At 45.4% G+C, this 23,378-nt stretch carries 29 protein-coding genes; 26 read left to right on the forward strand and 3 right to left on the reverse strand.

Translation table 11 applies throughout. The features are described from left to right. Positions 1–105: 105 nt before the first annotated feature. The gene (locus GYO_RS29070) at positions 106–1,059 is read left to right on the forward strand and encodes an N-acetylmuramoyl-L-alanine amidase (RefSeq protein WP_014113461.1); all 954 of its coding nucleotides are present in this window, start codon (positions 106–108) and stop codon (positions 1,057–1,059) included. A gap of 36 nt (positions 1,060–1,095) precedes the next feature. On the opposite strand, the gene GYO_RS29075 is transcribed toward GYO_RS29070, so the two are convergent. After that, the gene (locus GYO_RS29075; RefSeq protein WP_014113462.1) at positions 1,096–1,473 is read right to left on the reverse strand and encodes a PH domain-containing protein; all 378 of its coding nucleotides are present in this window, start codon (positions 1,471–1,473) and stop codon (positions 1,096–1,098) included. A 106-nt stretch (positions 1,474–1,579) separates the two neighbouring features. On the opposite strand from GYO_RS29075, the gene GYO_RS29080 reads away from it, so the two are divergent. Continuing rightward, a complete protein-coding gene (locus tag GYO_RS29080; protein ID WP_014113463.1) occupies positions 1,580–2,182 on the forward strand; it encodes a poly-gamma-glutamate hydrolase family protein in 603 nt (200 codons plus the stop codon). A 74-nt stretch (positions 2,183–2,256) separates the two neighbouring features. Beyond that, the gene (locus GYO_RS29085) at positions 2,257–3,093 is read left to right on the forward strand and encodes a manganese catalase (protein WP_014113464.1); all 837 of its coding nucleotides are present in this window, start codon (positions 2,257–2,259) and stop codon (positions 3,091–3,093) included. 44 nt (positions 3,094–3,137) lie between these two features. Here the strand turns inward: GYO_RS29085 and GYO_RS29090 are convergent, their stop codons facing one another. Both GYO_RS29090 and xre read right to left on the reverse strand, forming a co-directional pair. Next, a complete protein-coding gene (locus tag GYO_RS29090) occupies positions 3,138–3,734 on the reverse strand; it encodes an ImmA/IrrE family metallo-endopeptidase (RefSeq protein ID WP_014113465.1) in 597 nt (198 codons plus the stop codon). A 161-nt stretch (positions 3,735–3,895) separates the two neighbouring features. Beyond that, entirely contained in the window at positions 3,896–4,237 is a 342-nt protein-coding gene (gene xre, locus GYO_RS29095; RefSeq protein WP_003220555.1) for an HTH-type transcriptional regulator Xre, read from the reverse strand. A 178-nt stretch (positions 4,238–4,415) separates the two neighbouring features. Here xre and GYO_RS29100 point away from each other — a divergent pair, with 178 nt between their 5' ends. The 23 genes from GYO_RS29100 (at position 4,416) to GYO_RS29215 (ending at position 23,368) form a co-directional block, all read left to right on the forward strand. Beyond that, positions 4,416–4,595: a YjzJ family protein gene (locus tag GYO_RS29100; protein WP_003220557.1), complete on the forward strand. Its 180-nt coding sequence runs from the start codon at positions 4,416–4,418 to the stop codon at positions 4,593–4,595. Continuing rightward, the gene (locus GYO_RS29105) at positions 4,582–5,418 is read left to right on the forward strand and encodes a hypothetical protein (protein WP_014113466.1); all 837 of its coding nucleotides are present in this window, start codon (positions 4,582–4,584) and stop codon (positions 5,416–5,418) included. The genes GYO_RS29100 and GYO_RS29105 overlap by 14 nt, the downstream gene beginning before the upstream one ends. Beyond that, positions 5,318–6,118, forward strand: coding sequence for an ATP-binding protein (locus tag GYO_RS29110; RefSeq protein ID WP_072182446.1), 801 nt, complete (start codon positions 5,318–5,320; stop codon positions 6,116–6,118). The genes GYO_RS29105 and GYO_RS29110 overlap by 101 nt, the downstream gene beginning before the upstream one ends. Beyond that, positions 6,118–6,285, forward strand: coding sequence for a hypothetical protein (locus GYO_RS29115; protein ID WP_014113468.1), 168 nt, complete (start codon positions 6,118–6,120; stop codon positions 6,283–6,285). The genes GYO_RS29110 and GYO_RS29115 overlap by 1 nt, the downstream gene beginning before the upstream one ends. Before the next feature lie 84 nt (positions 6,286–6,369). Then, positions 6,370–6,729, forward strand: coding sequence for an XkdD/Y8K6 family phage-associated protein (locus GYO_RS29125; RefSeq protein WP_014113469.1), 360 nt, complete (start codon positions 6,370–6,372; stop codon positions 6,727–6,729). Continuing rightward, the gene (xtrA, locus tag GYO_RS29130) at positions 6,716–6,922 is read left to right on the forward strand and encodes a phage-like element PBSX protein XtrA (RefSeq protein ID WP_014113470.1); all 207 of its coding nucleotides are present in this window, start codon (positions 6,716–6,718) and stop codon (positions 6,920–6,922) included. Before GYO_RS29125 ends, xtrA begins: the two co-directional genes overlap by 14 nt. Before the next feature lie 114 nt (positions 6,923–7,036). Further along, the gene (locus tag GYO_RS29135; RefSeq protein WP_014113471.1) at positions 7,037–7,546 is read left to right on the forward strand and encodes a sigma-70 family RNA polymerase sigma factor; all 510 of its coding nucleotides are present in this window, start codon (positions 7,037–7,039) and stop codon (positions 7,544–7,546) included. Between the two features lie 117 nt (positions 7,547–7,663). Continuing rightward, the gene (xtmA, locus tag GYO_RS29140) at positions 7,664–8,461 is read left to right on the forward strand and encodes a phage terminase small subunit (protein ID WP_014113472.1); all 798 of its coding nucleotides are present in this window, start codon (positions 7,664–7,666) and stop codon (positions 8,459–8,461) included. Beyond that, positions 8,458–9,759, forward strand: a complete 1,302-nt coding sequence (locus GYO_RS29145) for a PBSX family phage terminase large subunit (RefSeq protein WP_014113473.1) — start codon at positions 8,458–8,460, stop codon at positions 9,757–9,759. The genes xtmA and GYO_RS29145 overlap by 4 nt, the downstream gene beginning before the upstream one ends. Before the next feature lie 3 nt (positions 9,760–9,762). After that, complete coding sequence (locus tag GYO_RS29150) at positions 9,763–11,250, forward strand: phage portal protein (RefSeq protein WP_072182470.1); 1,488 nt, start codon at positions 9,763–9,765, stop codon at positions 11,248–11,250. 19 nt (positions 11,251–11,269) lie between these two features. Then, positions 11,270–12,097, forward strand: coding sequence for an XkdF-like putative serine protease domain-containing protein (locus tag GYO_RS29155; RefSeq protein WP_014113475.1), 828 nt, complete (start codon positions 11,270–11,272; stop codon positions 12,095–12,097). Positions 12,098–12,121: 24 nt separating this feature from the next. Beyond that, on the forward strand, positions 12,122–13,057 hold the full coding sequence (locus GYO_RS29160; RefSeq protein ID WP_003220578.1) for a phage major capsid protein: 936 nt from the start codon (positions 12,122–12,124) through the stop codon (positions 13,055–13,057). A gap of 21 nt (positions 13,058–13,078) precedes the next feature. After that, complete coding sequence (yqbG, locus tag GYO_RS29165) at positions 13,079–13,462, forward strand: protein YqbG (RefSeq protein ID WP_014113476.1); 384 nt, start codon at positions 13,079–13,081, stop codon at positions 13,460–13,462. After that, the gene (locus GYO_RS29170; protein ID WP_014113477.1) at positions 13,459–13,815 is read left to right on the forward strand and encodes a YqbH/XkdH family protein; all 357 of its coding nucleotides are present in this window, start codon (positions 13,459–13,461) and stop codon (positions 13,813–13,815) included. Before yqbG ends, GYO_RS29170 begins: the two co-directional genes overlap by 4 nt. Then, positions 13,812–14,297 carry an HK97 gp10 family phage protein gene (locus GYO_RS29175; protein WP_014113478.1) on the forward strand — a complete coding sequence of 162 codons (486 nt, stop codon included), beginning with the start codon at positions 13,812–13,814 and terminating at the stop codon, positions 14,295–14,297. Before GYO_RS29170 ends, GYO_RS29175 begins: the two co-directional genes overlap by 4 nt. Before the next feature lie 12 nt (positions 14,298–14,309). After that, complete coding sequence (locus GYO_RS29180; RefSeq protein ID WP_014113479.1) at positions 14,310–14,750, forward strand: phage tail terminator family protein; 441 nt, start codon at positions 14,310–14,312, stop codon at positions 14,748–14,750. Between the two features lie 3 nt (positions 14,751–14,753). Beyond that, on the forward strand, positions 14,754–14,972 hold the full coding sequence (locus tag GYO_RS29185) for a YqzN/YkzM domain-containing protein (RefSeq protein WP_014113480.1): 219 nt from the start codon (positions 14,754–14,756) through the stop codon (positions 14,970–14,972). Further along, on the forward strand, positions 14,969–16,369 hold the full coding sequence (locus tag GYO_RS29190) for a phage tail sheath family protein (protein ID WP_003220591.1): 1,401 nt from the start codon (positions 14,969–14,971) through the stop codon (positions 16,367–16,369). The genes GYO_RS29185 and GYO_RS29190 overlap by 4 nt, the downstream gene beginning before the upstream one ends. A gap of 1 nt (position 16,370) precedes the next feature. Beyond that, positions 16,371–16,814: a phage tail tube protein gene (locus tag GYO_RS29195; RefSeq protein WP_003220592.1), complete on the forward strand. Its 444-nt coding sequence runs from the start codon at positions 16,371–16,373 to the stop codon at positions 16,812–16,814. A gap of 92 nt (positions 16,815–16,906) precedes the next feature. Continuing rightward, complete coding sequence (locus GYO_RS29200) at positions 16,907–17,353, forward strand: phage tail assembly chaperone (protein ID WP_014113481.1); 447 nt, start codon at positions 16,907–16,909, stop codon at positions 17,351–17,353. A gap of 41 nt (positions 17,354–17,394) precedes the next feature. After that, positions 17,395–17,535, forward strand: a complete 141-nt coding sequence (locus tag GYO_RS29205; protein ID WP_080010069.1) for a hypothetical protein — start codon at positions 17,395–17,397, stop codon at positions 17,533–17,535. A 681-nt stretch (positions 17,536–18,216) separates the two neighbouring features. Beyond that, positions 18,217–22,716 carry a transglycosylase SLT domain-containing protein gene (locus GYO_RS29210; RefSeq protein ID WP_374188609.1) on the forward strand — a complete coding sequence of 1,500 codons (4,500 nt, stop codon included), beginning with the start codon at positions 18,217–18,219 and terminating at the stop codon, positions 22,714–22,716. Next, entirely contained in the window at positions 22,709–23,368 is a 660-nt protein-coding gene (locus GYO_RS29215) for a LysM peptidoglycan-binding domain-containing protein (RefSeq protein WP_014113484.1), read from the forward strand. Before GYO_RS29210 ends, GYO_RS29215 begins: the two co-directional genes overlap by 8 nt. Positions 23,369–23,378: the final 10 nt, after the last annotated feature.

A 23,378-nucleotide genomic window follows, 5' to 3' on the forward strand; every position in this document is an offset into this window, starting at 1 on the left:
GAACTTCAGTTTAACACAATTATTCATATACCGGTGACGGATGATATGAGCTTTTCGTCCTACGAATGCCACCTATTTATGAAAAAGAAAAAGGAGAGATGATAGGTGAGCATTCAAGTGAAGAAAAATTTGGTTTCTGAAGCGAAATACGCGCTGAAGTGCCCCAATGCGATGTCCGCTGAATACATTACCATTCACAACACGGCAAATGATGCGTCAGCGGCTAATGAAATCAGCTATATGATTGGGAACACCAGCTCGACAAGCTTTCACTTTGCGGTGGATGATAAAGAGGTGATTCAGGGTCTGCCGCTAAACCGAAACGCCTGGCACACGGGTGACGGCACTAACGGTACAGGAAACCGCAAATCAATCGGCGTCGAGATTTGCTACAGCAAATCGGGAGGTCCAAAATATGAGGCCGCCGAAGCCTTGGCGATTTCTTTCGTGGCTCAGCTTTTGAAAGAGCGCGGCTGGGGAATAGACCGAGTGAGAAAGCATCAGGACTGGAGCGGAAAGTACTGCCCACACCGTATTTTATCAGAGGGGCGCTGGGATCAAGTGAAGGCGGCAATTGAGAAGGAGTTAAACGGAGCCGTGTCAGCGAAAAAGGTTTCAGTCTCTTCTTCGTCGTCTGAATACCATGTGAAAAAAGGCGATACACTGTCGGGGATTGCCGCATCACATGGTGTCAGTGTGAAAACGCTGCAAAGCATAAATCATATCACCGACCCTGATCACATCAAAGTCGGACAGGTGATTAAACTGTCTCAGGCGGCAACTTCTTCTAAAAGCCATGCCGCGTCTTCCTATCCGCTCCCATCGGGAGTGATCAAAGTGACAAGCCCGCTAACGAAAGGGACAAACGTAAAGCAGGTGCAGACTGCTTTAGCTGCCCTTTATTTTTACCCTGATAAAGGAGCGAAAAATCACGGCGTTGACGGCGTTTATGGCCCGAAAACAGCAAATGCCGTGAAACGTTTTCAGTCTGTCAGCGGATTAACGGCAGATGGCATTTACGGTCCGAAAACGAAAGCGAAAATAGAGGAAAAGCTGTAATCAACAAACGGAAGCAGCCAAGCTTCCGTTTTCTTCTTACATACAAACTGCGGCAAGAGCCTTTTGAATATCATAAATGCTATCGTCTTTTTTAAACTGCTTTGAGACAGCGGGAAGTTCTGCGCCGGAGATCCAAATTTTCAACTCTGAATCAAGATCAAAGCGGCCGGCAGTCTCCACGCTGAATCTAGAAATGCTTTTGTACGGAATCGATTGAAATTCCGTTTTCTTTCCTGTGATTCCCTGCTTATCTACAAGAATAAGCCGCTTGTCAGTAAAGACAATTAAATCGCGAACCAATTTAAACGCGGCACCGACATTCTCACCATCGAGTAAAATATGAGCCAGCTCTTCTTTCACCGCAGCCGTTGACAGTGTTGACGCATTGCCAAGTAATCCTTCAATAAATCCCATGATATACCTCCTAATACGTATTCTATCAAATCATACTATAAAAAAGGTTTTCATACATAGGCGAGTAGAGTAAACTGGTGCTGACTGGTAAAGGAGAGCATTCAAAATGAAAGATATGTATGACAGCTTTGCAGCCCTTTCTGCTTCTGAATCGGAGTACCGGATTATTTATGAGGAGAAAAACGAAAGTGAGCTTATCGTCCTCGGTGTCCACGGCGGCAGAATTGAGCCTGGCGTCAGTGAGCTGGTGCGGGCATTTTCCGATCAATGTTCCATTTATTTGTTTGAAGGTGTGAAGCAGCGAAACAACCGTTCCTTGCACCTGACAAGCACTCGTTTTGACGAGCCGCTGGCTTTAGAAAAAGTGAATGCCCACCATTACGCATTAGCATTTCATGGGTATCATGATCCTAAAACTCCGCATACATTGGTCGGAGGCGCGGACCGTAAAAAAGCCAAGCGCATTTGTGAGCAGCTGAATGAAGCTGGCTTCAGCGCCGAGCTCACGAGTGAGAAAGACCGGCTGGCAGGTGTCCATCCGAAAAATATTGTCAATCGGACGAAGAGGGAAATGGGACTGCAATTGGAAGTAAGCACGGCACAGCGAAAGGCGTTATTCCGCAATTTTGGCTGCCGTGATGAAAGTTACACACAAAACGATCTGTTTTATCGATATGTGGAAGCCATTAAGCTTGGCTTTTATGAATAAATATAACGGGACCTGCACGATCGGCCTATTCCTTCATACGCTGGGGTTGTGCGAAAGTGTAGGGAGGAATGAATATGTTTTATCATATAAAAGAGCTTCAATATCAAGCAAAGCCAGCACGTCCTGATCCTGTCTATGCAAAAAAACTTCAAGAAATACTGGGCGGCCAATTCGGTGAGATCAGTGTCATGATGCAATATTTGTTCCAAGGCTTTAACTGCAGGGCGGACGCCAAATATAAAGATTTGTTATGTGACGTAGGTACTGAAGAGATTGCACACGTAGAAATGTTGGCGACGATGATTTCCAGGCTTCTGGATAATGCACCAGCCGATGTACAGGAGGATGCTTATAAAAGCAATCCCGCCATTGCAGCAGTTATGTCAGGAATGAATCCTCAGCATGCGATTGTGTCCGGTTTGGGTGCAATGCCAGCAGATAGTGAGGGCTATCCTTGGAATGCCAAATACATTATTTCAAGCGGGAATTTGCTGGCGGATTTTCGCGCAAACTTAAATGCGGAATCTCAAGGACGCCTTCAGGTGACTCGGCTGTATGCGATGACCGATGATCCAGGGGTAAGGGATATGCTGTCATTTTTGATTGCAAGGGATACTTATCATCAAAATATGTGGTATGCGGCTATTAAAGAGCTGGAAGAAAGAGAACGGGATATTGTCGTTCCAACAACATTCCCGCGTGAGCTCGAAAAGCGGGAAGTGGCCTATGACCTGTTTAACTTTTCCAGAGGAGATGAAAGCTCACAGGGGAGATGGGCTCATGGCGAAGCCTTTGACGGCCGGGGAGAATTCCGGTATATTCCGGCCCCGATTGCATTCGGGCCTGCGCCTCATCTTAAACCGGCGCCAATGTGGGTGCATAATACGATGCCCCCAATGTCAAAATGCTAGTTTTTCTGCCGGGCTGAGGATATATATTCCCAGCCCGTTTTTGATCAGCTGTATTTGCCGATATGATATAACGCTTTTTCTTCAGCGACCTGCAAGTGCTGCTGATCGCCTTCCTCGTACACAATTGGCCGCTTGTGTGATAATAAGTAAGCGAGCCTCTTCTGAAATTGAATACCTGCTTTACGCCGTTCAAACATTTCAAGCCTTTTTTCAGCAAATTCCTTTGTTACCCGGAATACCCCCGCGATTGTGGCAAGCGCCTGGCTTCTCCATTGCGGCAGTTCCATCTGCAACAGCATAAAGGTTGGCACACAGAAGTGGTACATAAATTGATTCGCCTGAAATTCCTGCAGTTCCCTGAAGAGCTTGTTCATCTGAAAATGATTGCCTGCATGCTTTAACACGTGGCACAGTTCATGGCCAAAATCTTCCCATTGCTCTTCCCGTGATTTTCTCTGATTCAATACGATACTATACATGCCGTCGTATTTGACCATCATGCTCCCCATATCCTCAAAATGAACCCAAATATCCAGATCCTTTGCGATTTTCAGCATGTCAATGTGATGGGGGGAGGTGATGCCCAGCCGACTGTATAAATTTTTTACGTATTCCTCCAGATGTGATAGGTAATCGCCCAATTGAATACTCCCTTTCGAACGTGTGTTCTGTTTTTAGCGAGAAAGAAAAGCCCTTATAGGACTGAAAAGTGTGTTGAAATCTTTCCCTTTTCTTAAAAAAATAAACACTTTTTTCTTTATATCGGTCTATTTTTCATATGTTTTAGAGAACAGAGTAATATTTATTTATTTTTTGGTTTCCGATTTTTCTCTTTTTCTTTTAAATAGTTGATAAATTCAATGGCTTGCTGTTTGCTTTCTGGGGAAAAATCCTGCATATCACGGTATGCTACTTGCAAGTCCGGATCTGAGAACATATCGTCATCGGATTTTTTGTCTTTCCCTGTTAATAAGTAATCAGTCGTTACTTGAAAGTAATCAGCCAGCTTTTGGAGTGTGTCGTAATCAGGTTCGCTTCGCCCGTTTTCATAGTGGGAATATCGTGCCCTTGACACACCGATGTGAGATGCGATTTCTTCCTGTGTCCTTTTCCCTCTGAGACTCTTCAATCTGCTGCCTATCATACTATGACCTCTCTTTTTTAAACTCCCTAAGTTACTTATGATTATAGATACAATCTGTATCAAAATAAAGTTATGATAAAAAAAGTATCAAAAATAACTTGATGATACAGATCGTATCGTTTATACTTGGTAACAGTTGATACGAAATGTATCTAAAACAGATCAGGAGAGTGATCACATGTATCCAATCCAAATTGTTTTTAGTGAAAATCCCATAGATCAACGCCATCTCGGACAATCCGGCGGCACCATATCGTTTACGGCATGCGGCCTTCCGGTGTTCCACTTTGAAACGCAAGAACAGTTTCAAACATACATGATGTTAAAAGGAGAAGCGGCGTACAATGAAAACCGATAAAAGCTATCCTTTTCCTACGTATTCAGGGTTATTGAATTCAGAACATTATGACAAAATCGGTCCGGCGCTATGGCTGTTTCTCTGGTTCATCAGCGCAACAACAAAAGAAATTGAAAAAGACGGCGTATGCTGGGGAATCGTACTTGGCCATAAGCCGTTAAAAGCGAGAGAAATGGCGGCTGTTTTCGGGGTGAGTGAGAAAACCGTCAGAAGATGGCTGGAGCTTCTCGAAACCCATGAGTACATAAAGGCTGTCCGCGCGCCATACGGACTGATGATTTCTGTAAAGCATTCCAAAAAATTCAGTTTCAGATCGGACAAAATTGCACACCGGAGCATAAAGGAGCGGCCATTTTCGCCGCAGGCACCGGACACAGACGTCCGCTCAGATAAAGATAACACAAATATAAATACTGCTGCTGATGATGCAGTGGATTACATTGCGAAGCGGTTTACACAATTACGTTCGGCTCAAGAAGGACGCACCGTGTATCCTTCCTCCAGAGATTATCAAGCCATCGCCCGTATTGTTGCCATTGGCGTTCCTGTAACACAAACAATCAAATGGCTTGAGGAATGCTTTCAAGCCTTTGAAAACCGGCGGACCGCCGCTTCAGAAACAATCAAGGCCTTTCGCTACTGCTCAAAATTCATTGAAGACCGTTTTTTAGCGCAGCAGGCGAAAAACAATGCCGCAATTCAACATGAGAGGATGGAAAGACATGACAAAACGAACAATCGAGCAAATTTTAGAGGAGCTGCGAAGAGGGAGACGTCCATTACTGGCGGACAAACCGGCCGAATCAGACGCAAGCCGGTATGATTGCCCGCGATGCAAGGATCAGGGAGGCTATCTCATCCGGCAGAACGGCCTGGAAGTCTGGACAATGTGCAGCTGCATGGCAGAACGGAAAGTGAAGCGGCTGCTCGGTGCCAGCGAGATTACCCACGCCTTCAGACAACTGGGCTTCAGAGAATTCCGCACGGAGGGAAAGCCGCAGGCCATAAAAGACGCGTTTGAATGCGCAAAAGAGTATGTGGCCGATTATGAACAAATCAAGGAGAGCCGGAAAAACAGCATCGCCCTTTTAGGACAGCCCGGATCAGGGAAAACGCACCTTTTGACCGCTGTTGCCAATGAATTAATGAGAACACGCCATGTGCCGGTCATTTATTTTCCGTTCGTGGAAGGCTTTACCGATCTGAAAAATGACTTTGACCTTTTGGAAGCGAAGCTGAGCCGGATGAAGCAAGCAGATGTACTGTTCATAGATGACCTGTTTAAACCGGTTAACGGCAAACCGCGCGCCACAGATTGGCAATTAGAGCAAATGTATTCGGTACTTAACTACCGCTACTTAAATCATAAACCAATTTTGCTTTCAAGCGAGCTGACGATTGAAACACTTGTACGGGTCGATGAAGCGCTCGGCACGAGAATCTACGAAATGTGCAGCGACTATTTAGTGATTATCAAAGGAGCAGCGTACGAGCTGAATCATAGATTGGAGGGTGTCAGATAATGTGCAAGCTTTGTCAAACAAAGAAAGTCATTGTGGAGCATACCGAAATTGGAGCCGTTTTTCATCCATGTCCGAACTGCCGGTCCGGCACTGATTTAACGCCGGTCATTCGAAAGCTGGAGCAAATGTTGACAGCGGAAAAAGCGAGGCTGAATGTCCATGATTAAACAGCTGACTGCTCTTATCGCTTTGCTGTTTCGGGCAAAGCGAACAGAAAAAAACATTGAACAATGGTATAAGGATGACGGGAAGTGAAAGTGTTGGCAAAAACAAAACAAGCAGAGAAAAGCCCTGCACCGTGGCGTGCTGTCCCGTGCGGGGATACGAAACCGATCTATATTTATTCAGCGTACAGTGAAGAAGAAAAAGAAAAATTCCCATATTCAAACGGCCGGCTGATCGCCGCTGTATTTGACCTCAGCTCTTATTCGCAAAAAAGCAATGCCGCCTTGATGGCGGCTGCACCTGAACTGCTGGAAGCGGCTAAAGCAGCTCTTGATTTTCTGAAAGGGAATTCTGTTCATTCAAAGGAGCGCATTATTCAGCTATTAGAAAAAGCCAATACAAGCGCTGCACCGGAAAGGGAGGAAAAGAAACATGATCAATCCTAAAAAACTGCTAGATATTGATTCTATCACGCTGGAGAGCCAGCTGGAGGACGGAAAAATCCGCGTGATCATTGTGGATGGCATCAAGCAAGAAGCATGGATCACAGAAGCGCCGGAGCATGGAAAAACGCTCGTCGAAACGAGAAAGGGAGACCTTGCCCGCGTGGAGTTTGAAATCGGCTACAAATTAAATTAAAGCGAAAACAGAATACGTCCAAGACGGAAAGCCTGCGGACACTGATCAACTGCACAGCATTTGTGCGTTGATTGGTGTCCGTTTTTTATTGCCAAAAATGAGGAGGATCATAGAATGCAAGACTTACTATTTGAATATAAACGCACGCTAAAACAAACAAGAATACAATATAAACCGCTCGCTGAAGCAGATGAATCCGTGCTTTCAGCTGAGGAGCTGAAAGATAAAAAGATCATTAGAAATATCATCACGGATCTTGAATATATAACAGAATGGCTTGAAAAAGGAAGACAGCCTGGCATCAGACGGGCGATTGACCGGCGTGATGCCTACCAGCGGCTGATGATCAAGGACCCGAGAATCATCGAATCATTTTCAAGCACAATGATGGTTGAGCCGGACGGGCAGGTATCAGAAGAAGACAGAGAGAGAATCCAAGAAGCGTTATCCCTGTTAACGGACAGAGAAAAAGAAATGTTTTTGCTGCATAAGGTAGAGTGCTTTTCTTATGAACGGATCGCTGATCTTCTCGGTGTGAAAAAATCAACTGTGCAAACGACCATCAAACGGGCAATCGTAAAGATGCAAAGACAGCAGGAAGAAATGAATCGATCGCTTGCCTGAAAGCTTGTCATACGTTTGCCACCTATAAGTGAATAGAGCATGACACATAAGCGGCTGGCACGATCAGCCGCTTTTATGAATAGACATCCATGCTGGAGGTGGCGGTGATGCCGTAGCATGAAAACACAACAGCGCGAACAAGCATTAGCAATCTATCAACAACATCAAGGAAAGATCACAAATCGGGCGATCGCGGACACAATCGGCGTTTCCGCGAAAACAATCGGCATCTGGAAAAAACAAGACAAATGGAAAGAAGCCATGTTTTCTGAAACCAGAAACGAACAAACACAGCGCCGGATAGACAATGAGGAATTAAATGAACGCCAGCGGCTGTTTTGCCTGTATTACGTCAAAAGCTTCAATGCCACACAGTCAGCAATTAAAGCGGGCTATTCTCCGGACAGCGCCCATGTGACGGGCAGCCGGCTGTTAAAGAATGAAAAGGTCGCTGCTGAAATCAGACGCATTAAAAAAGAAATGGTCAGTGAAATGTTTATTGAAGCGATGGACGTGCTGCAGGTTTATATCAAGATCGCTTTTGCGGATATTACGGACTATGTGACTTTCGGAAAAAAAGAGGTCCAGGCTGTCGGGAAATCGGGACCGCTGTTTGATGAAGATGATAACCCGATTATGAAGGAAATCAGCTTTGTCGATGTCAAAGATTCCGGGCTCGTTGACGGCACCATTGTGACGGAAGCGAAGCTTGGCAAAGAGGGCATCGCCATCAAGCTTGCCGATAAAATGAAGGCGCTTGAGAAGCTGTCCTTATATTTTGATTTGTTTCCGGATCAATTTAAACAAAAAATTGAAAACGAAAAATTAAAGCTTGCAAAACAAAAAGCGGAGAAAACAGATGACAGCCAAGAGCCGATTGAAATCATGATCAAACGAAAAGAGGCCAAGCCATGATTGTAAAAGAAATCAACCCTCATTTCGAAGATTATGTGTTCAATTGGGAGCAGACGTACCAGTTTCTCGTCGGCGGCTACGGCTCATCCAAAAGCTATCATACCGCATTGAAAATCGTGTTAAAGCTGTTGAAGGAAAAACGGACGGCCCTTGTCATCCGCGAGGTGTTCGATACCCATCGGGATTCGACCTTTGCCTTGTTTCAAGAGGTGATTGAAGAGCTCGGCCTCACAAAGGCTGTGGCATCCCTTTCTTCCCCGCTGCAGCTGCGGTTTCAAAACGGCAGCCGGATCATGTTCAAAGGAATGGACAATCCGGCAAAATTGAAGTCAGTTCATAACATTTCATTAATATGGATTGAAGAGTGCTCAGAGGTGAAGTATGAAGGCTTTAAGGAATTAATCGGACGTCTTCGCCACCCTGAGCTGAAGCTTCATATGATCTGCACCACTAATCCCGTCGGCACCTCCAATTGGACGTACCGGCATTTTTTTCGGGATGAACGCAATAAACGGTTTGTGCTTGATGACAGCGAACTTTACGAAAAGCGGACGATTGTTAAGGGAGATACGTATTATCATCATTCCACAGCGAATGACAACCTCTTTCTCCCGAAAAGCTATGTGAAACAGCTCGACGGGCTCAAGGTGTATGATCCTGACCTGTACCGAATTGCCCGTAAAGGACGATTCGGCGTCAACGGGATCAGAGTGCTGCCGCAGTTCGAGGTGCTCCCGCATGGCCAAGTAAAAGAACGCATCGCAGCCATCAGCAAGCCGATATTTCGCACAGGCATGGATTTTGGATTCGAGGAATCCTACAATGCCGTCGTCCGGCTCGCTGTCGACCCTGAAAAAAAATACCTCTACATTTATTGGGAGTATTATCAAAACAAAATGACAGATGACAGGACGGCTGAGGAGCTTCGTGAGTTTATTGACACACAGGAATTGATCAAAGCCGACTCTGCTGAGCCGAAAAGCATCCAATATTTCCGCCAGCAGGGTTTTCGGATGGTCGGAGCCAGAAAGTTTCCCGGCTCCAGACTTCAATACACCAAAAAGGTGAAACGATTCAAAAAAATCTTCTGTTCGGACCGCTGTGAAAATGTCATCTATGAGCTCAAGACGCTAACGTATGCTAAAGATAAAAACGGCGCGCTGTTAGAGGATGAATTTACGATTGACCCGCATACGCTTTCTGCCATTTGGTATGCGCTAGATGACTATGAGGTTGCTGATATGAAAGAGACAGCACACAAACGAATCCGGCCCAACCGGGAAAGGAGGAGGTCATAAATGATGCACAATCAAACAGTCAGAGCGACTGTGTTCAAAGCCAATGCCGCCGTTCCTCAGACAAAGCAAATCTATGAAGATGACTTTTCTGAGCTGTACGGAGAGGATATTATCGCACCGCCCTACAACATCATCGAGCTTAAGACCATTGCTGAATATTCGACGATTCTTCAGCAATGCATTGATGCGTACAGAGTGAATATTACAGGTTTTGGATTCGATGTTGAGTACACGTTTGATGTTAACGCAAGTGACGTTGATCAGACGAAAAAGAAAAGAGCGGAAAAAGAATGGGCTAGACTTGAAGCCTTCTATAAATGTCTTCACTTTGACGAATCAGCCGAAATGATTTTAGGCTATGCCATCGAAGACAGAGAAAAAACAGGCAACGGTTTTATGGAAGTGCTTCGCGACGGGATGGGAAAACCGGCCGGCATTGAATATTTAGATGTGAAAAATATGCGTGTATGCGGAGCCGGTGAACCTGTTGAGGTCTCATTTGTATATGAAGAAAACGGGAAAATGAAAAGGATCAAAAGGCAAAAACGCTTCCGAAAATATGTGCAGATGATCAATGGAAAGAAAGTATTTTTCAAGGAATACGGCGATCCGCGAAAAATGGACATGCGCACGGGTGAATATGTAAACACATTAGCAGAAAAGCATCAAGCGAATGAAGCCATTCACCTCAAAATCGGAAGCGGCGTGTACGGCGTGCCCCGCTGGGTCGGCAATATCGTCAACTTATACGGAGCCCGAAAAGCGGAAGAGCTCAATTTTATGTATTTTAAGCAGGGCCGTCACGTACCCGCTGCAATCACAGTGGAAAACGGGATGCTGTCGGAAACTTCTTACCGAGAGCTGCAAGAGTATATGAATGATCTTGAAGGCGTGGAAAACGCGCATAAATTTCTTCTGATTGAAGCGGAAGGAATCGCAAAAGAGAAGGATCTCCATGGAGGCGAGGATATTACGCCAGTGTCCGTGGAAATCAAATCCTTGGCGGAAATTCTGCAAAATGACGCCTTGTTTCTTGAATATGATGAAAAAAGCAGAAATAAGCTGCGCTCGGCGTTCCGCCTCCCGCCGCTGTATACAGGCGAGGCTCAGGAATACAACCGGGCGACAGCTGATACGGCTAGAAAAATTACGGAGGAGCAGGTCTTTCAGCCGGAGCGAAAAACGCTCGTGAATAAACTGAACACGCTGCTTTTGCCGGAGCTGAATATTCATGATGTCAGGCTGACATTAAAAGGACCGGACTTTCGTGATCCGCTTGAGATTGCGAAAGTGCTCGGTCCTTTTATTACAGCCGGAGCGGTCTCGCCGAATGATTTACGCGACCTTGCCGGACGGGTGCTTGGAAAAACGCTGGAGGAGTGGCCTGAGGAAATTTATAAACGGCCTGCAGGACAGGATGCGGAAAAGACAAACCTGACTGCGCTCATGCAGGAGCTGAAAGAAAGCATCGAAGACATCAAAACGTCCTGAAGGGAGGTGAATCAAGCAGGTGGCGCGGGAATTAAGAAATGCCAAAATCAGCTTTGTCAGCTATGTGGACAAGGCGGCTAACCAGACAGAATTTTTCTTTACGAAGTCAGCCGGACCTCCGTCATTTGAAAAAAAGGTTCGGCTGTTTACAAAAAGTGAGCAGGATGAACAAAAGCTCGTGTACGGAATCGTGTATGAGCCTGATGTTCCTGATGCCCACGGCGATTTTATGACCGCTGAGGAAATTGAAAAAGCGGCGCACGGCTTTCTCGCGGAGGCACGGGAGATTGATATCAATCACAGCTTTGAGGGCGGAACCGGCGTCGTGGTCGAGTCATATGTGGCGCCCGATGATTTTATGATCGGGTCAAAGCAGATTGCAAAGGGTTCGTGGGTGCTCGTGACGAGAGCGTCTGACGAGGTGTGGGAACAGATTAAGGCTGGAATCATCACCGGCTACAGCATGGCGGGCACTGCTGATGTGTATGAGGAAGAACCGGTTGAAAAGGCGGGATTTTTCAGTGTGTTCAAGCAGATGCTGGCTGACAAAACAGGGAAGGAGACTGAAGAAATGAGAAAAGAAGACATGAAAGAATCATTCGAGCATGCGCTTTACCCTCTGCTCAAACGGCTTGAGCGGATTGAAAAAAACACAGACACGGAGGAAAAGCCGGAGCAGACGGGTGATGACGAGCGTCTGAAAAAGCTCGTTGAGGACCTGCTCGCCCCGCTGATTGAACGAATCGAGGCTTTGGAAAAAGCGCGAGGCGCGTCTAAGCAGACAGCGGACGATGCGGGCGGCAATACAGAGCAAGTTAAAAAATCAATCTGGAGCGGACTGCTGTAAACCAGTCAAAGAGGAGGAAATCAATTGAGAAATCAAGAGATCATTCGGAAAGCGGAAATGTCGCTTTCTGCTTTAAAAAGCGGGGGGCTTATGAATCCTGCGCAAGCATCGGCTTTTATCCGCATGGTGCAAAACACGCCGACCATTTTTAGTGAATCCCGCGTGATTCAAATGGAAAATGACTCGCAAAAATTTGAGAAAATCGGGTTCGGCCAGCGTATTCTGCGGGCTGCTCAAGAAGGAAAAGCACTATCAAACGACGAGCTGACAGTTCCAACGACAAGCACTGTCCAGCTGAACACGAAAGAAGTCATTGCGGAAATCAACATTACGTATGACACACTCGAAAACAATATTGAAAAAGACGGCCTACAGCAGACGATCATGCAAATTTTAGCAGAGCGCGCAGCCGTTGATATTGAAGAGCTGATTGTAAACGGCGATACAGCATCAGCTGATCCGTATCTGGCACAGCTGGACGGCATCCGCAAACAAGCGGTGTCCCACATCGTTGACATGAACGGTGAAGAACTGTCCAGAGCGACATTCAAGAAAGGCTTAAAGGCTGTTCCGCCGAAATATTTGCGTATTCCTCAAGAATTCAGATTCTATACGTCTCACGGCTTAGAAGTTGAATGGAAGGACCGTGTGGCAGACCGCCAGACAAACCTTGGGGACCTGGCTGTTCAGGGTGGTTTATCAACAGCATTCGGCGTACCGGTTAAAGGGGTATCCAATATTCAGCCGTACACAGTCGGTGAGGGAGATGCGCAATATGACGCTTCTGATATCATTCTCACACATCCGAAAAATATCATTCTCGGCTTCTCCCGCAATATCCGAATTGAAGTCGACAAAGACATCCGCTCCCGTAAATTCATTATTGTCTTAACGGCCAAGCTGGACAGCAAGTTCGAAGAAGAGGATGCCTGTGCGAAATTAATTAACGTAAAAGAATAATAGAAACGAGGTGGTCAGCTCATGCTCATTGAACCATCTGACGTAGCCTCCTATTCGGTCTATGCTCGGGTGAAAAACAGGCCGGAAGAATTGCTGGCGCAGGATATCATTGAGGCGGAAGCGGAAGCGGCTCTCATCACGGGCCACTGCTTTGAAGACAGCGTTTATGATCCGCTGCCCAACAAGGCGAAATTGGCTTTGCTGAAGCTTGCCCAGTATTTTGCGCTTGTAAATAGCGATGAATCAGCATCATCAAGCTATCAGTCTGAAAAAATGGGGGATTATTCGTACACGATTTCTGGAGAAGACGGCATTCAGCGGCCAGAGGTGTATCATTTGCTCGAAGAGTTTATCATACCGGGCTACGTCCCTGAATCTTCCAGACTGAAGGTGAGGTCTTTATGAGTTATCAGCAGATGCTCATTCACCGCTGCGACATTTATCATGAAGCGGCGCAAGCGCCGTCTGCAGGCCGATTCGGGATTCCGGCAGCCAAGCTGCAGCCGGTGATTTCATATCCGGACACACCCGATGAACAAGGTGTCCCTTGCTATTTTTCTGAAAAAAACCAGCAGCTGACCCAGGAGGAGCCGGATCAAACTGTATATCACAGCTTTCTCGTCCATTTTCCGTTGTCAGCGGACATCCGCGTGAACGATAAAATCATTTGGGAGAATCATAAATATATACTAAAGCTGCCGAAAAAGATCAGACATCATCATTGGGAAGTCATCGCGGTCAGGGATGAAAGCCTATGAAAATAGCGGGACTGAAACAGCTAAACACGTCATTAAAAAAAGCGGCATCAGGCGGCTTTTCACGTCAGGCATCCCGGTGGCTTGAGGAGTGCGGGCAAGATTTTCTGGAGATCGTCCAATCTGAACTCATCAGCACACAAACGATTGATACAGAAAAACTGCTCAGCTCGTTCGAGAAAGGCGCCGAAGACAATCTCTGGATTGTGCAAAGCGGCGGGCTATCGCTTGAGGTGGGTACACAGCTTGATTACGCCTCATTTCTTAATGACGGCCATTGGACGTCAAAACAAGATGTGAGATGGGTGCCGGGGCATTTCCAAGGCTCGCGGTTTATTTATGATCCCGCGGCTTCAACGGGAATGGCGCTCAAGAAAAAATGGATCCCGGGCACGAGCTACTGGGATCATGCGCTGCTTTTATATGAACAGCTGTTTGAAAAATCGCTGGAAAGCAAATTGCGCCATTGGCTGAAGAAGCTGTAAAGGAGGAGCAGGATGAACAGCGAAACAGGATCGATCATGGCGTTTTTGTACAGCCGGTGGTCTGTTCCCATTTATGAACGTGAGCTGCCTGATCAATTTCAGGTGCCGTCGTTATACGTCCCATCGCCATCTGTTTTCGAGGAAACAGATACGGTCTCCACATTTAAAAAAACCTACAGTCTCAATGTGAAGCTGTTTCATCATGACTCCGTTCAGGCGCTGGATGAAGCGGACAGGCTCGCGGATGCCATCAGAGAAGTGAGAAATATGGTTCCGCTGCTCAGTGAATCCGGTGAGAAGACGGGGGATATGGTTCGCGTTACCCGAATTGAGACAAGGGTAGGAGACAGGGGCGAGGCGGTCATGGTGATCAGGTGGAGCAGCCGATATTATTATCACAAAACAGAACAGCCTGTCTTACAGGATATCGACATGAACAGCGGGGTGAAATAAGCGGTGGCAAAGAACAAACAACAGAAGAAGGCTGTACATACGGAGAGCCGGGAAGCTCTTTTTGATACAGCGGATTTGATTAAGCACGCGAAGGAGCTGTTTGGCGTTAAGCCGGATATCCTTCAGGGGGCTTTATTTGGCGTGGATCAAACACGTATGACGAAATCAGAAGCCAGTCAATTGATTCAAACATTTCTAACCAAGGAGGTCATGTCATCATGAATGGCGGAACATTTACAACAGGCAAAGAAAAAGAACGTGCAGGCATTTATTTTAACTTTAAAACGACAGCGCAGGAGCGGGTGTCACTCGGTGAACGGGGGACAGTCGCACTTCCGGTTGCATCAAGCTGGGGCGAAGCGAAAACGTTCGTCTCCATTTCCAGCGTTGAGGATCTCAACAAAAAAGTGGGCCTCAGCATTGATGATCCATCTTTATTGCTTTTGCGTGAAGCAAAGAAAAATGCGAAAACGGTATTGATGTACCGTCTAACCGAAGGTGTCCGAGCGTCTGCTGATATTGCTGAAGGCGTCAAAGCCACTGCGGTATATGGCGGAACAAAAGGAAATGACATTATCATCCGCATTAATCCAAATGTGCTGGATGCTGCTTCTTTTGATGTAACAACGTATATGGATGAATCAGAGGTTGATAAACAAACCGTCAAAAAGGCTGAAGAATTAACAGCTAACGGCTATGTCACCTTTACTGGAACAGGCGATCTTTCTTCGACGATTCCGCTCACTGGATCAGAAGGAGACACTTCAGCTGAGACATTGAATGCATCTGCAGGAATCCGTTTATCCGGCGGTACGGATAAAGCTCCTGTCAACTCCGACTATACAGATTTCTTAGCCGCGGCTGAAACGGAGAACTTTGATGTGATTGTGCTGCCTGTTGCGGAAGGTGATCAGCTGAAGGCGACATTTGCTGCTTTCATTAAGCGTCTTCGCGACGGCCAAGGACAAAAAGTGCAAGGGGTCACAGCCAATTATGCAGGTGACTATGAAGGCATCATCAACGTAACGGAAGGTGTGCTGCTGGAAGATGGCACGGAAGTTACGCCAGACAAAGCAACGGCTTGGGTAGCTGGAGCGAGTGCAGGAGCAACCTTTAATCAATCACTTACATTTGTAGAGTACGAAGGCGCCGTTGATGTGTTACACCGCCTTGACCACGATACGATTGTTGAACGCCTGGGCAAAGGAGAATTTTTATTCACATTCGACGCCCGCGATAAATCTGTCAGCGTAGAAAAGGACATTAACTCACTCGTTACGTTCACAGCTGAGAAAAACAAAAAATTTGCGAAAAACAAAATCGTACGTGTCCTGGACGCTGTGAATAATGATTTAACACGCGAACTGAAAGCCTTAATTAAATCAAGAAAAGGCAGCGGAAGCGATATTCCGGCGTCTGAAGACGGACTTCAATATGTGAAAACGATGATCACGCAATATATGACAACTCTTCAGGATGCTGGCGGCATCACTGGCTTTGATTCTGATGAAGATATCACAATTTCAATGAATGAAGACCGTGACGGCTTCTTGATTGACCTGGCTGTACAGCCTGTCGACGCAGCAGAAAAATTCTACTTTAATGTGGAGGTAAACTAATATGGCATTAAAAGCACAGAACACAATCTCAGGAAAAGAAGGCCGCTTATTTCTCGATGGTGAAGAAATGGCGCACATCAAAACATTTGAAGCAAATGTGGAGAAAAACAAGTCTGAAGTAAACATTATGGGCCGCCGCATGACAGGCCATAAAACAACAGGGGCAAACGGAACTGGAACAGCAACGTTTTATAAAGTCACATCAAAATTCGTGATTCTGATGATGGACTATGTCAAAAAAGGCAGTGATCCTTACTTTACGCTGCAAGCTGTGCTGGATGATAAGTCCTCCGGACGAGGCACAGAGCGAGTCACGCTGTACGACGTCAACTTTGACTCTGCCAAAATCGCAAGCCTTGATGTCGATTCAGAAGCGCTAGAGGAAGAAGTTCCATTTACATTCGAAGACTTCGACGTGCCTGAAAAGCTTTCTGACACGTTTTAATCAAAGCTGAACGAGCCATACGCAGACCTTTCTCAGAAAGGTCTGTTTTTTACATGATGAAATCTATTAAAAGAGATAAGGGAGTTTTTTACATGAGCGAGAAGAACGAAAACGTATATGATCTTTCCTTTTTTATGCCGGGAAAAACAATTGAAGCTGAGGAAATCAAAGTGCCGATCTCAAAGCGTTTTGTTGATAAAAAAGGGAATATCGTGCCATTTATTTTTAAAGCGATTACGACGGAGCGCATTGATGAATTGGAAAAAGAAACAACAACGTATAAAAATGTCAAAGGCAGAGGCCGTGTAAAGGATTTAGACAGCCAGCGCTTTTATGCCCGAATCGCAGTTGAATCAACCGTTTACCCTGACTTCCGTTCAAAAGATCTTCGAGAAGCTTACAAAACGGCTGACCCGGTAGAAGTTGCGAAACGTGTCCTGTCTGTAGGAGGCGAATACGCAAACTGGCTCAACAAAGCGATTGAGATTAATGGATTCGAAGATGAATTAGAGGATCTGGAAGAAGAAGTAAAAAACTAATCAAGGATGGGCATAAAGAAGCCGTGTACCTCTACTATGCGATGCACGAGCTTCATTATTCTCCATCAGATTTATTAAAACTGTATGAAGCGCCCAGAAACTTTAAGGCGCTTTTGTATGGACTGATTGGATATAAGCTGGATCTCCTTGAAAAACAAGCAAAGAAGGGAGGGGCATCGTAATTGGCAAAGCTGACAGCAAGATTTGATATGGAAGACCGTGTAAGCAAAAAATTAAGAAAGATACAAAATGGATTTAGAGCGCTTGAAAAATATAGAAAAATGGCGCAGCGAAAAAGCGCTATCGATATACGAAAAGATAGTAAAACTATATTAAGAACTATTGACCGCATACAAAAATCTCTAAAGAAAAAGCTTGGTTCTCAAATGATTTCCATCTCAGCTGAGGATAACGCCAGCACTGTCATTCAGCAGGTTCAAACTCAATTGCAGGGATTGCCGGCATCCGTATCTATTAAAATCGGCGCTAGTGATCAAGCAACAGAAAGATTTGAACGATTAAGAGAGCTCGTTGCAGGTTTTAAAGGTTTTACGATCACGTTGAGTGCAGAAGATCAAGTTTCGCCGGCTGTGCAAAAAATAAAGCGTTATATGGAAACCGCACTTAAAAATGGTTACTCTGTTACAATACGCGTGATTGATCACGTCATGAAAACAGTCGGTCGCATTTCAGCCGGTATTGATGCCTTAACAGGAACAGACAACAAATTGGAGCTGGCTATTAATGACAAGGTGTCAGATAAGCTAGATTCATTGCAGAAAAGAATTGACAGCATGAGAAGCTCAGGTTCACCCGATAAAGCAACCCCTTCAGCTGGAGGAAATACAGGTGATATTGCAAGCATGTTTGATCCAGAAACGATTTTGACAGCACTGGACAAATTTGCTGCATCATTCATGGAAAAAGTGGATGAGATCGCCACAAAATTCAGCCCGGAAACAATCCTGACAGAGCTGGACAAGTTCACAACATCATTTATGAGTAAGGTGGATGAGATCGCCACAAAATTCAGCCCGGAAACAATCTTGACAGAGCTGGATAAATTTACAACATCGTTCATGAATAAGGTGGATGAGATCGCCACAAAATTCAGCCCGGAAACAATCCTGACAGAGCTGGACAAGTTCACAACATCATTTATGAGTAAGGTGGATGAGATCGCCACAAAATTCAGCCCGGAAACAATCCTGACAGAGCTGGACAAATTCACAACATCATTTATGAGTAAGGTGGATGCAATTGCGACAAAGTTCAGTCCAGAAACGATTTTGGCACAGCTGGATAAGTTTACAACATCGTTCATGAGCAAGGTGGATGCAATTGCGACAAAGTTCAGCCCAGAAACGATTCTGGCACAGCTGGATAAGTTTACAACATCGTTCATGAGCAAGGTGGATGCAATTGCGACAAAGTTCAGCCCAGAAACGATTCTGGCACAGCTGGATAAGTTTACAACATCGTTCATGAGCAAGGTGGATGCAATTGCGACAAAGTTCAGCCCAGAAACGATTCTGGCACAGTTGGATAAGTTTACAACATCGTTCATGAGTAAGGTGGACGCAATCGCTACGAAGTTCAGTCCGGAGACGCTTCTAAAACAGCTGGACAAGTTTACAGGCTCATTTATGAAGAAAGTAGACGAAATTGCAAGTAAATTCAGTCCTGAAGCCATTTTTAAGCAGCTGGACAAATTCACAGGCTCATTTATGAAGAAAGTAGACGAAATTGCAAGTAAATTCAGTCCTGAAGCTATTTTTAAGCAGCTGGACAAATTCACAGGCTCATTTATGAAAAAAGTAGACGAAATTGCAAGTAAATTCAGTCCTGAAGCCATTTTTAAGCAGCTGGACAAATTCACAGGCTCATTTATGAAGAAAGTAGACGAAATCGTAAGCAAATTCAGTCCTGAAGCCATTTTTAAGCAGCTGGACAAATTTACAGAGTCCTTTATGAAAAAAGTAGATGATATTGTAAGCAAATTTAGCCCGGAAACCATTTTTAACGAACTAGACAAGTTTACAGAATCCTTTATGAAAAAAGTGGACGATGTCGTGAGCAAATTTAGTCCGGACGCGATTATCACTAAAGCAGAAGACTTTGTAACAAATATTGTTGACAAAATCTCAGAAAAATTCAATTTCCTGAACCCGGATAAAATCGCCAATAAAGCGGAAAAGTTTTTTGATAATATTATCTCAAAAATCGCGAAAAAATTTGAGAAATTCAGCCCTGATAAAATTATTGAAAAAGTGGGAGAGTTTTTTGAAAAGATTATAAAAGGCATTGCTGAAAAGCTAGGGAATCTGGATATTGGAGGACTGCTTGGCGGCAAATCCAGCGGAAGCAAAGGCAAACAAAAAGCCTCAAAAGCCAATACAAAGAACTCTACTTCTAACAACTCAAACCGCACTAAAAAACCTTCTATGAATCAAAAAGCGTCAGGTTCTAAATCGAAGAAGTCAGGCGGCAAATGGGGCGGGGCTTGCGGATGCTGCTGTGCCGGAATCAGTACAGGCAAAAGCAAAAAAGTCAAAAATAGAAACGGTTCATCAAACAAAGGCAATAATACAAATCCTGTGAATACGCCTAAATCGGCAAAAGCAGCTAAAGGCACATCAGGCAAAGGTTTTTCAGGCCTGCTGAAAACATTGGGAGAATCAAAAGGTTTGAAGGGCGGACTGAAGGGCTTAAAAGGAGCCGCAAAAGGAATACCGGGATTAGGCGAAATTTTGTCTCTTACTGACCTAGCCGGAATCAACAAGGATAATGCCGGTGAAAAGGTAGGTTCAGCCGGCGGAGGTTTGGCAGGAGCAGCTGCCGGAGCGGCTATTGGAAGCGTTGTGCCGGGAGTCGGAACCGCTATTGGCGGTGTTGTAGGAGGAATTGCCGGCACTTTCGGTGGTGAAAGTTTAGGGAAGGCAATTGATGCCGGCGCTCTAAATGATACATGGAACAGCATTACAGAGGGTGCGCAAAATGCCTGGTCTGCCATTCAGGGTACTTGGGGAACTGTATCAACATGGTTTACGGACAATGTTTGGACACCAGTGTCATCCGCGGTTATGGGGGTGGCTACAAGTATATGGTCAAACCTCGTAAACGCATGGACAACGATACAAACAATTTTCAGTACCGTATCAACATGGTTTATGGACAATGTTTGGACACCGGTGTCATCCGCGGTTGTTGGTGTGGCCACAGCCATATGGTCTAAAATTGTAAACGCATGGACGACGATTAAAAATGTGTTCAGTACAGTTGCTTCATGGTTTATGAGCAATGTGTGGGGGCCAGTCAAATCCGCTGTTATCGGAGCGGCAACCACAATCTGGGATAAAATGACCGGCGCTTGGACTAAAATTAAGAGTGTGTTCAGTACGGTATCAGGATGGTTCATGGATACAGTCTGGAACCCGGTGAAAAATACAGTCTTAGATGTAGGCAAGGGAATATCCGATGCTTTCAAAAAAGCTTTAGACACCGTCAAGAACATTTGGAAGGGTCTGAGCGGCTGGTTTAAAAAGAATATTCAAGAACCTCTTACAAAGGTCGGAGAAACCATTTCAGATGCTTTTTCTAAAGCGTTCGGCTGGGTGAAGCAAATTTGGGATAAAGCTGGCGGCGTAGCTAGTAAAGTGATTAATTTTGTAACCGGCGGCGGAGATCCGAATAAAGGTAAGGATCCGGATAAAAATGCCACAGGCGGCTACATCACCAAACCAACCATCTCTTGGATCGGTGAAGCCGGCAAGGAATTCGTTATCCCGGTTGATAACAACCGAGGCCGGGGGAAGATGCTTCTTTCACAAGCGGCGTCTAAGCTGGGTATGCAAGTCGTAGACGACATGGGAGCCGCCTCGTCTTCTGGTGGAAATCCGGTATCATCTGTTTCAGCAGGAGGAGCCGCTTCCAGTCCGTTAGCAGGATCAGCCTCTCCATCAATGGACACTGCAAATCTTACAGGCCAAGCGTCCACACTCGGACAGCAATTTTCAGAAGGCTTTGGTAAAGGCATCAGCAATCAGCCAGTCAAAATGGAAGATTGGAAAAAGAAAAACATCAATACGCCATTTACACAAATGATTTCTTCTTCACCAAATTACGGAAAACAAATGGTGAGCGGCTATGCCAAGGGTCAAAACGGCACTGCAACCGGAACAGATGGCTTTTTGCAATCCAAAGTTAAAACGCCGTTCCAAGCTACTGTGAACAAATCGTCCTCATGGGGCACAGGAACGGTCAAAGGCTTTGCACAAGGGCAAAACTCAACTCAAACAGGGACAGCACAGTATGTCAGCACACATGTTGACAAACCGTTCCTGCGTTCAAAAGACACATCCAACAGCTGGGGTTCAGGCATGGTTGGAAACTTTGTGACAGGCATGAATTCTAAATCCAGTGAAGTAAAACAAGCTGCAAAGGATATGGCGAAGAGAGTGGAACAGGCTTTTCGTGAGGAATTAGATATCCATTCACCTTCCCGCGTCATGATGAGCCTGGGGCGTTTTGCTTCAATCGGTGTTGTCAAAGGTCTTGGATCAGTAGATGTAAAGAAATATGCTGAAAAACAAGCTGGATCACTGGCTGCTGCTTATTCAGGGATGGGCGCTATGAGCGGGAATGTGAAACAGTGGATTATGGCTGCTCTCATGGCCACAAAGACACCGATGAGCTGGCTTCCGGGACTAATGACAATTGCACAGCATGAATCCGGAGGCAACCCGAACGCAATCAACCTGTGGGACAGCAACGCAAAAGCGGGGCATCCGTCACAAGGGCTCATGCAGACGATCCCAAGCACCTTTAATGATCATAAAGCACCAGGTATGGGTAACATTAAAAACCCGATTCACAACGCAGCTGCTGCGATCGGCTACATTAAAAGCAGATATGGGTCAATCCACAATGTACCGGGGATTAAAAGCTTGAATCATGGCGGACCGTATGTTGGATATGCCAACGGCGGGCTGATTACAAAAGAACAAATTGCCCGTGTCGGTGAAGGAAACAAGCGGGAATGGATCATTCCGGAGGAGCGGGGCATACGCGGTCGCTACCTCCTTCAGAAAGCGGCGCAAGCTCTTGGTATGGAAGTGACAGATCCATCTCAATCCCAGCAGTCTGAGCTTTCTTCAGGACAAGTTTCAGCCGTTACCTCTGGAACCCGGCAGACGATACACACAGTCGGAACGAAAAAAATTAAGATTGAGTTTAACGGCGATCAGCATTTCCATAATGAACAGGATGCTGACAGCCTAGTAGCAAAAATCAAGCAGGCATTACTTGATGAATTACAAAAAGACATTAACACCGGATCAAAGGGGGTCGTGGCTTTTGACTAAGTCTGTCTATGAATTTTGGATATCACAGGGAAAAGAAAAGCTGCGATTCCCTATTCTTCCTGAAGCGATTGACATAGCGAATAGTGTACAAAATGACTCAGTAAAGATAACAGGACTTGGTGAACTAACGTTTATTGAAGAACCCGGAGCGAAAGAAATTTCATTTTCTTCTTTTTTTCCAAAAAAGTATACGCCGATAGCTGAATATCAAAATCTCCCGTCTCCGGAAAATGCCATTGCGAAAATTGAAAAATGGATGAAAGCTAAAAAATCTGTCCAATTTTTAATTACGGGAACAAAAATCAATATGACATGCAGCATTGAAAGCCTTAAATACAGTGAAGGAGACAATGAGATAGGAGATAGGGATTTTGATATTGTACTAAAAGAATACAAAACCGCTTCCCCCCGAAAAATCAAGCAGAAGAAAAAAACAAAGGCAAAACGGCCGTCGAAGGCATCTCCGAAAACCTATACAGTGAAAAAGGGAGACACGCTGTGGGACATTGCCGGCAGGTTTTACGGGAACAGCACGCAATGGCGCAAAATTTGGAACGCCAATAAAACAGCAATGATTAAACGAAGCAAACGAAATATCAGGCAGCCGGGCCACTGGATTTTTCCCGGCCAAAAATTAAAGATACCGCAATGAAACAGGTGAT

Source organism: Bacillus spizizenii TU-B-10, assembly GCF_000227465.1.
Lineage (GTDB): Bacteria > Bacillota > Bacilli > Bacillales > Bacillaceae > Bacillus > Bacillus spizizenii.

Excerpts from the sequence above, each read along its gene's own strand:
- GYO_RS29115 (WP_014113468.1), top strand. The coding sequence starts at position 6,118 with ATGTGCAAGCTTTGTCAAACAAAGAAAGTCATTGTGGAGCATACCGAA.
- GYO_RS29080 (WP_014113463.1), top strand. The coding sequence starts at position 1,580 with ATGAAAGATATGTATGACAGCTTTGCAGCCCTTTCTGCTTCTGAATCG.
- GYO_RS29210 (WP_374188609.1), top strand. The coding sequence starts at position 18,217 with ATGTTTGATCCAGAAACGATTTTGACAGCACTGGACAAATTTGCTGCA.
- GYO_RS29135 (WP_014113471.1), top strand. The coding sequence starts at position 7,037 with ATGCAAGACTTACTATTTGAATATAAACGCACGCTAAAACAAACAAGA.
- GYO_RS29075 (WP_014113462.1), bottom strand. The coding sequence starts at position 1,473 with ATGGGATTTATTGAAGGATTACTTGGCAATGCGTCAACACTGTCAACG.
- GYO_RS29105 (WP_014113466.1), top strand. The coding sequence starts at position 4,582 with ATGAAAACCGATAAAAGCTATCCTTTTCCTACGTATTCAGGGTTATTG.
- GYO_RS29190 (WP_003220591.1), top strand. The coding sequence starts at position 14,969 with ATGAATGGCGGAACATTTACAACAGGCAAAGAAAAAGAACGTGCAGGC.
- GYO_RS29195 (WP_003220592.1), top strand. The coding sequence starts at position 16,371 with ATGGCATTAAAAGCACAGAACACAATCTCAGGAAAAGAAGGCCGCTTA.
- yqbG (WP_014113476.1), top strand. The coding sequence starts at position 13,079 with ATGCTCATTGAACCATCTGACGTAGCCTCCTATTCGGTCTATGCTCGG.
- GYO_RS29200 (WP_014113481.1), top strand. The coding sequence starts at position 16,907 with ATGAGCGAGAAGAACGAAAACGTATATGATCTTTCCTTTTTTATGCCG.
- GYO_RS29150 (WP_072182470.1), top strand. The coding sequence starts at position 9,763 with ATGCACAATCAAACAGTCAGAGCGACTGTGTTCAAAGCCAATGCCGCC.
- GYO_RS29145 (WP_014113473.1), top strand. The coding sequence starts at position 8,458 with ATGATTGTAAAAGAAATCAACCCTCATTTCGAAGATTATGTGTTCAAT.
- GYO_RS29170 (WP_014113477.1), top strand. The coding sequence starts at position 13,459 with ATGAGTTATCAGCAGATGCTCATTCACCGCTGCGACATTTATCATGAA.
- GYO_RS29085 (WP_014113464.1), top strand. The coding sequence starts at position 2,257 with ATGTTTTATCATATAAAAGAGCTTCAATATCAAGCAAAGCCAGCACGT.
- xtmA (WP_014113472.1), top strand. The coding sequence starts at position 7,664 with ATGAAAACACAACAGCGCGAACAAGCATTAGCAATCTATCAACAACAT.
- GYO_RS29100 (WP_003220557.1), top strand. The coding sequence starts at position 4,416 with ATGTATCCAATCCAAATTGTTTTTAGTGAAAATCCCATAGATCAACGC.
- GYO_RS29175 (WP_014113478.1), top strand. The coding sequence starts at position 13,812 with ATGAAAATAGCGGGACTGAAACAGCTAAACACGTCATTAAAAAAAGCG.
- xtrA (WP_014113470.1), top strand. The coding sequence starts at position 6,716 with ATGATCAATCCTAAAAAACTGCTAGATATTGATTCTATCACGCTGGAG.
- xre (WP_003220555.1), bottom strand. The coding sequence starts at position 4,237 with ATGATAGGCAGCAGATTGAAGAGTCTCAGAGGGAAAAGGACACAGGAA.
- GYO_RS29205 (WP_080010069.1), top strand. The coding sequence starts at position 17,395 with ATGCACGAGCTTCATTATTCTCCATCAGATTTATTAAAACTGTATGAA.
- GYO_RS29180 (WP_014113479.1), top strand. The coding sequence starts at position 14,310 with ATGAACAGCGAAACAGGATCGATCATGGCGTTTTTGTACAGCCGGTGG.
- GYO_RS29110 (WP_072182446.1), top strand. The coding sequence starts at position 5,318 with ATGACAAAACGAACAATCGAGCAAATTTTAGAGGAGCTGCGAAGAGGG.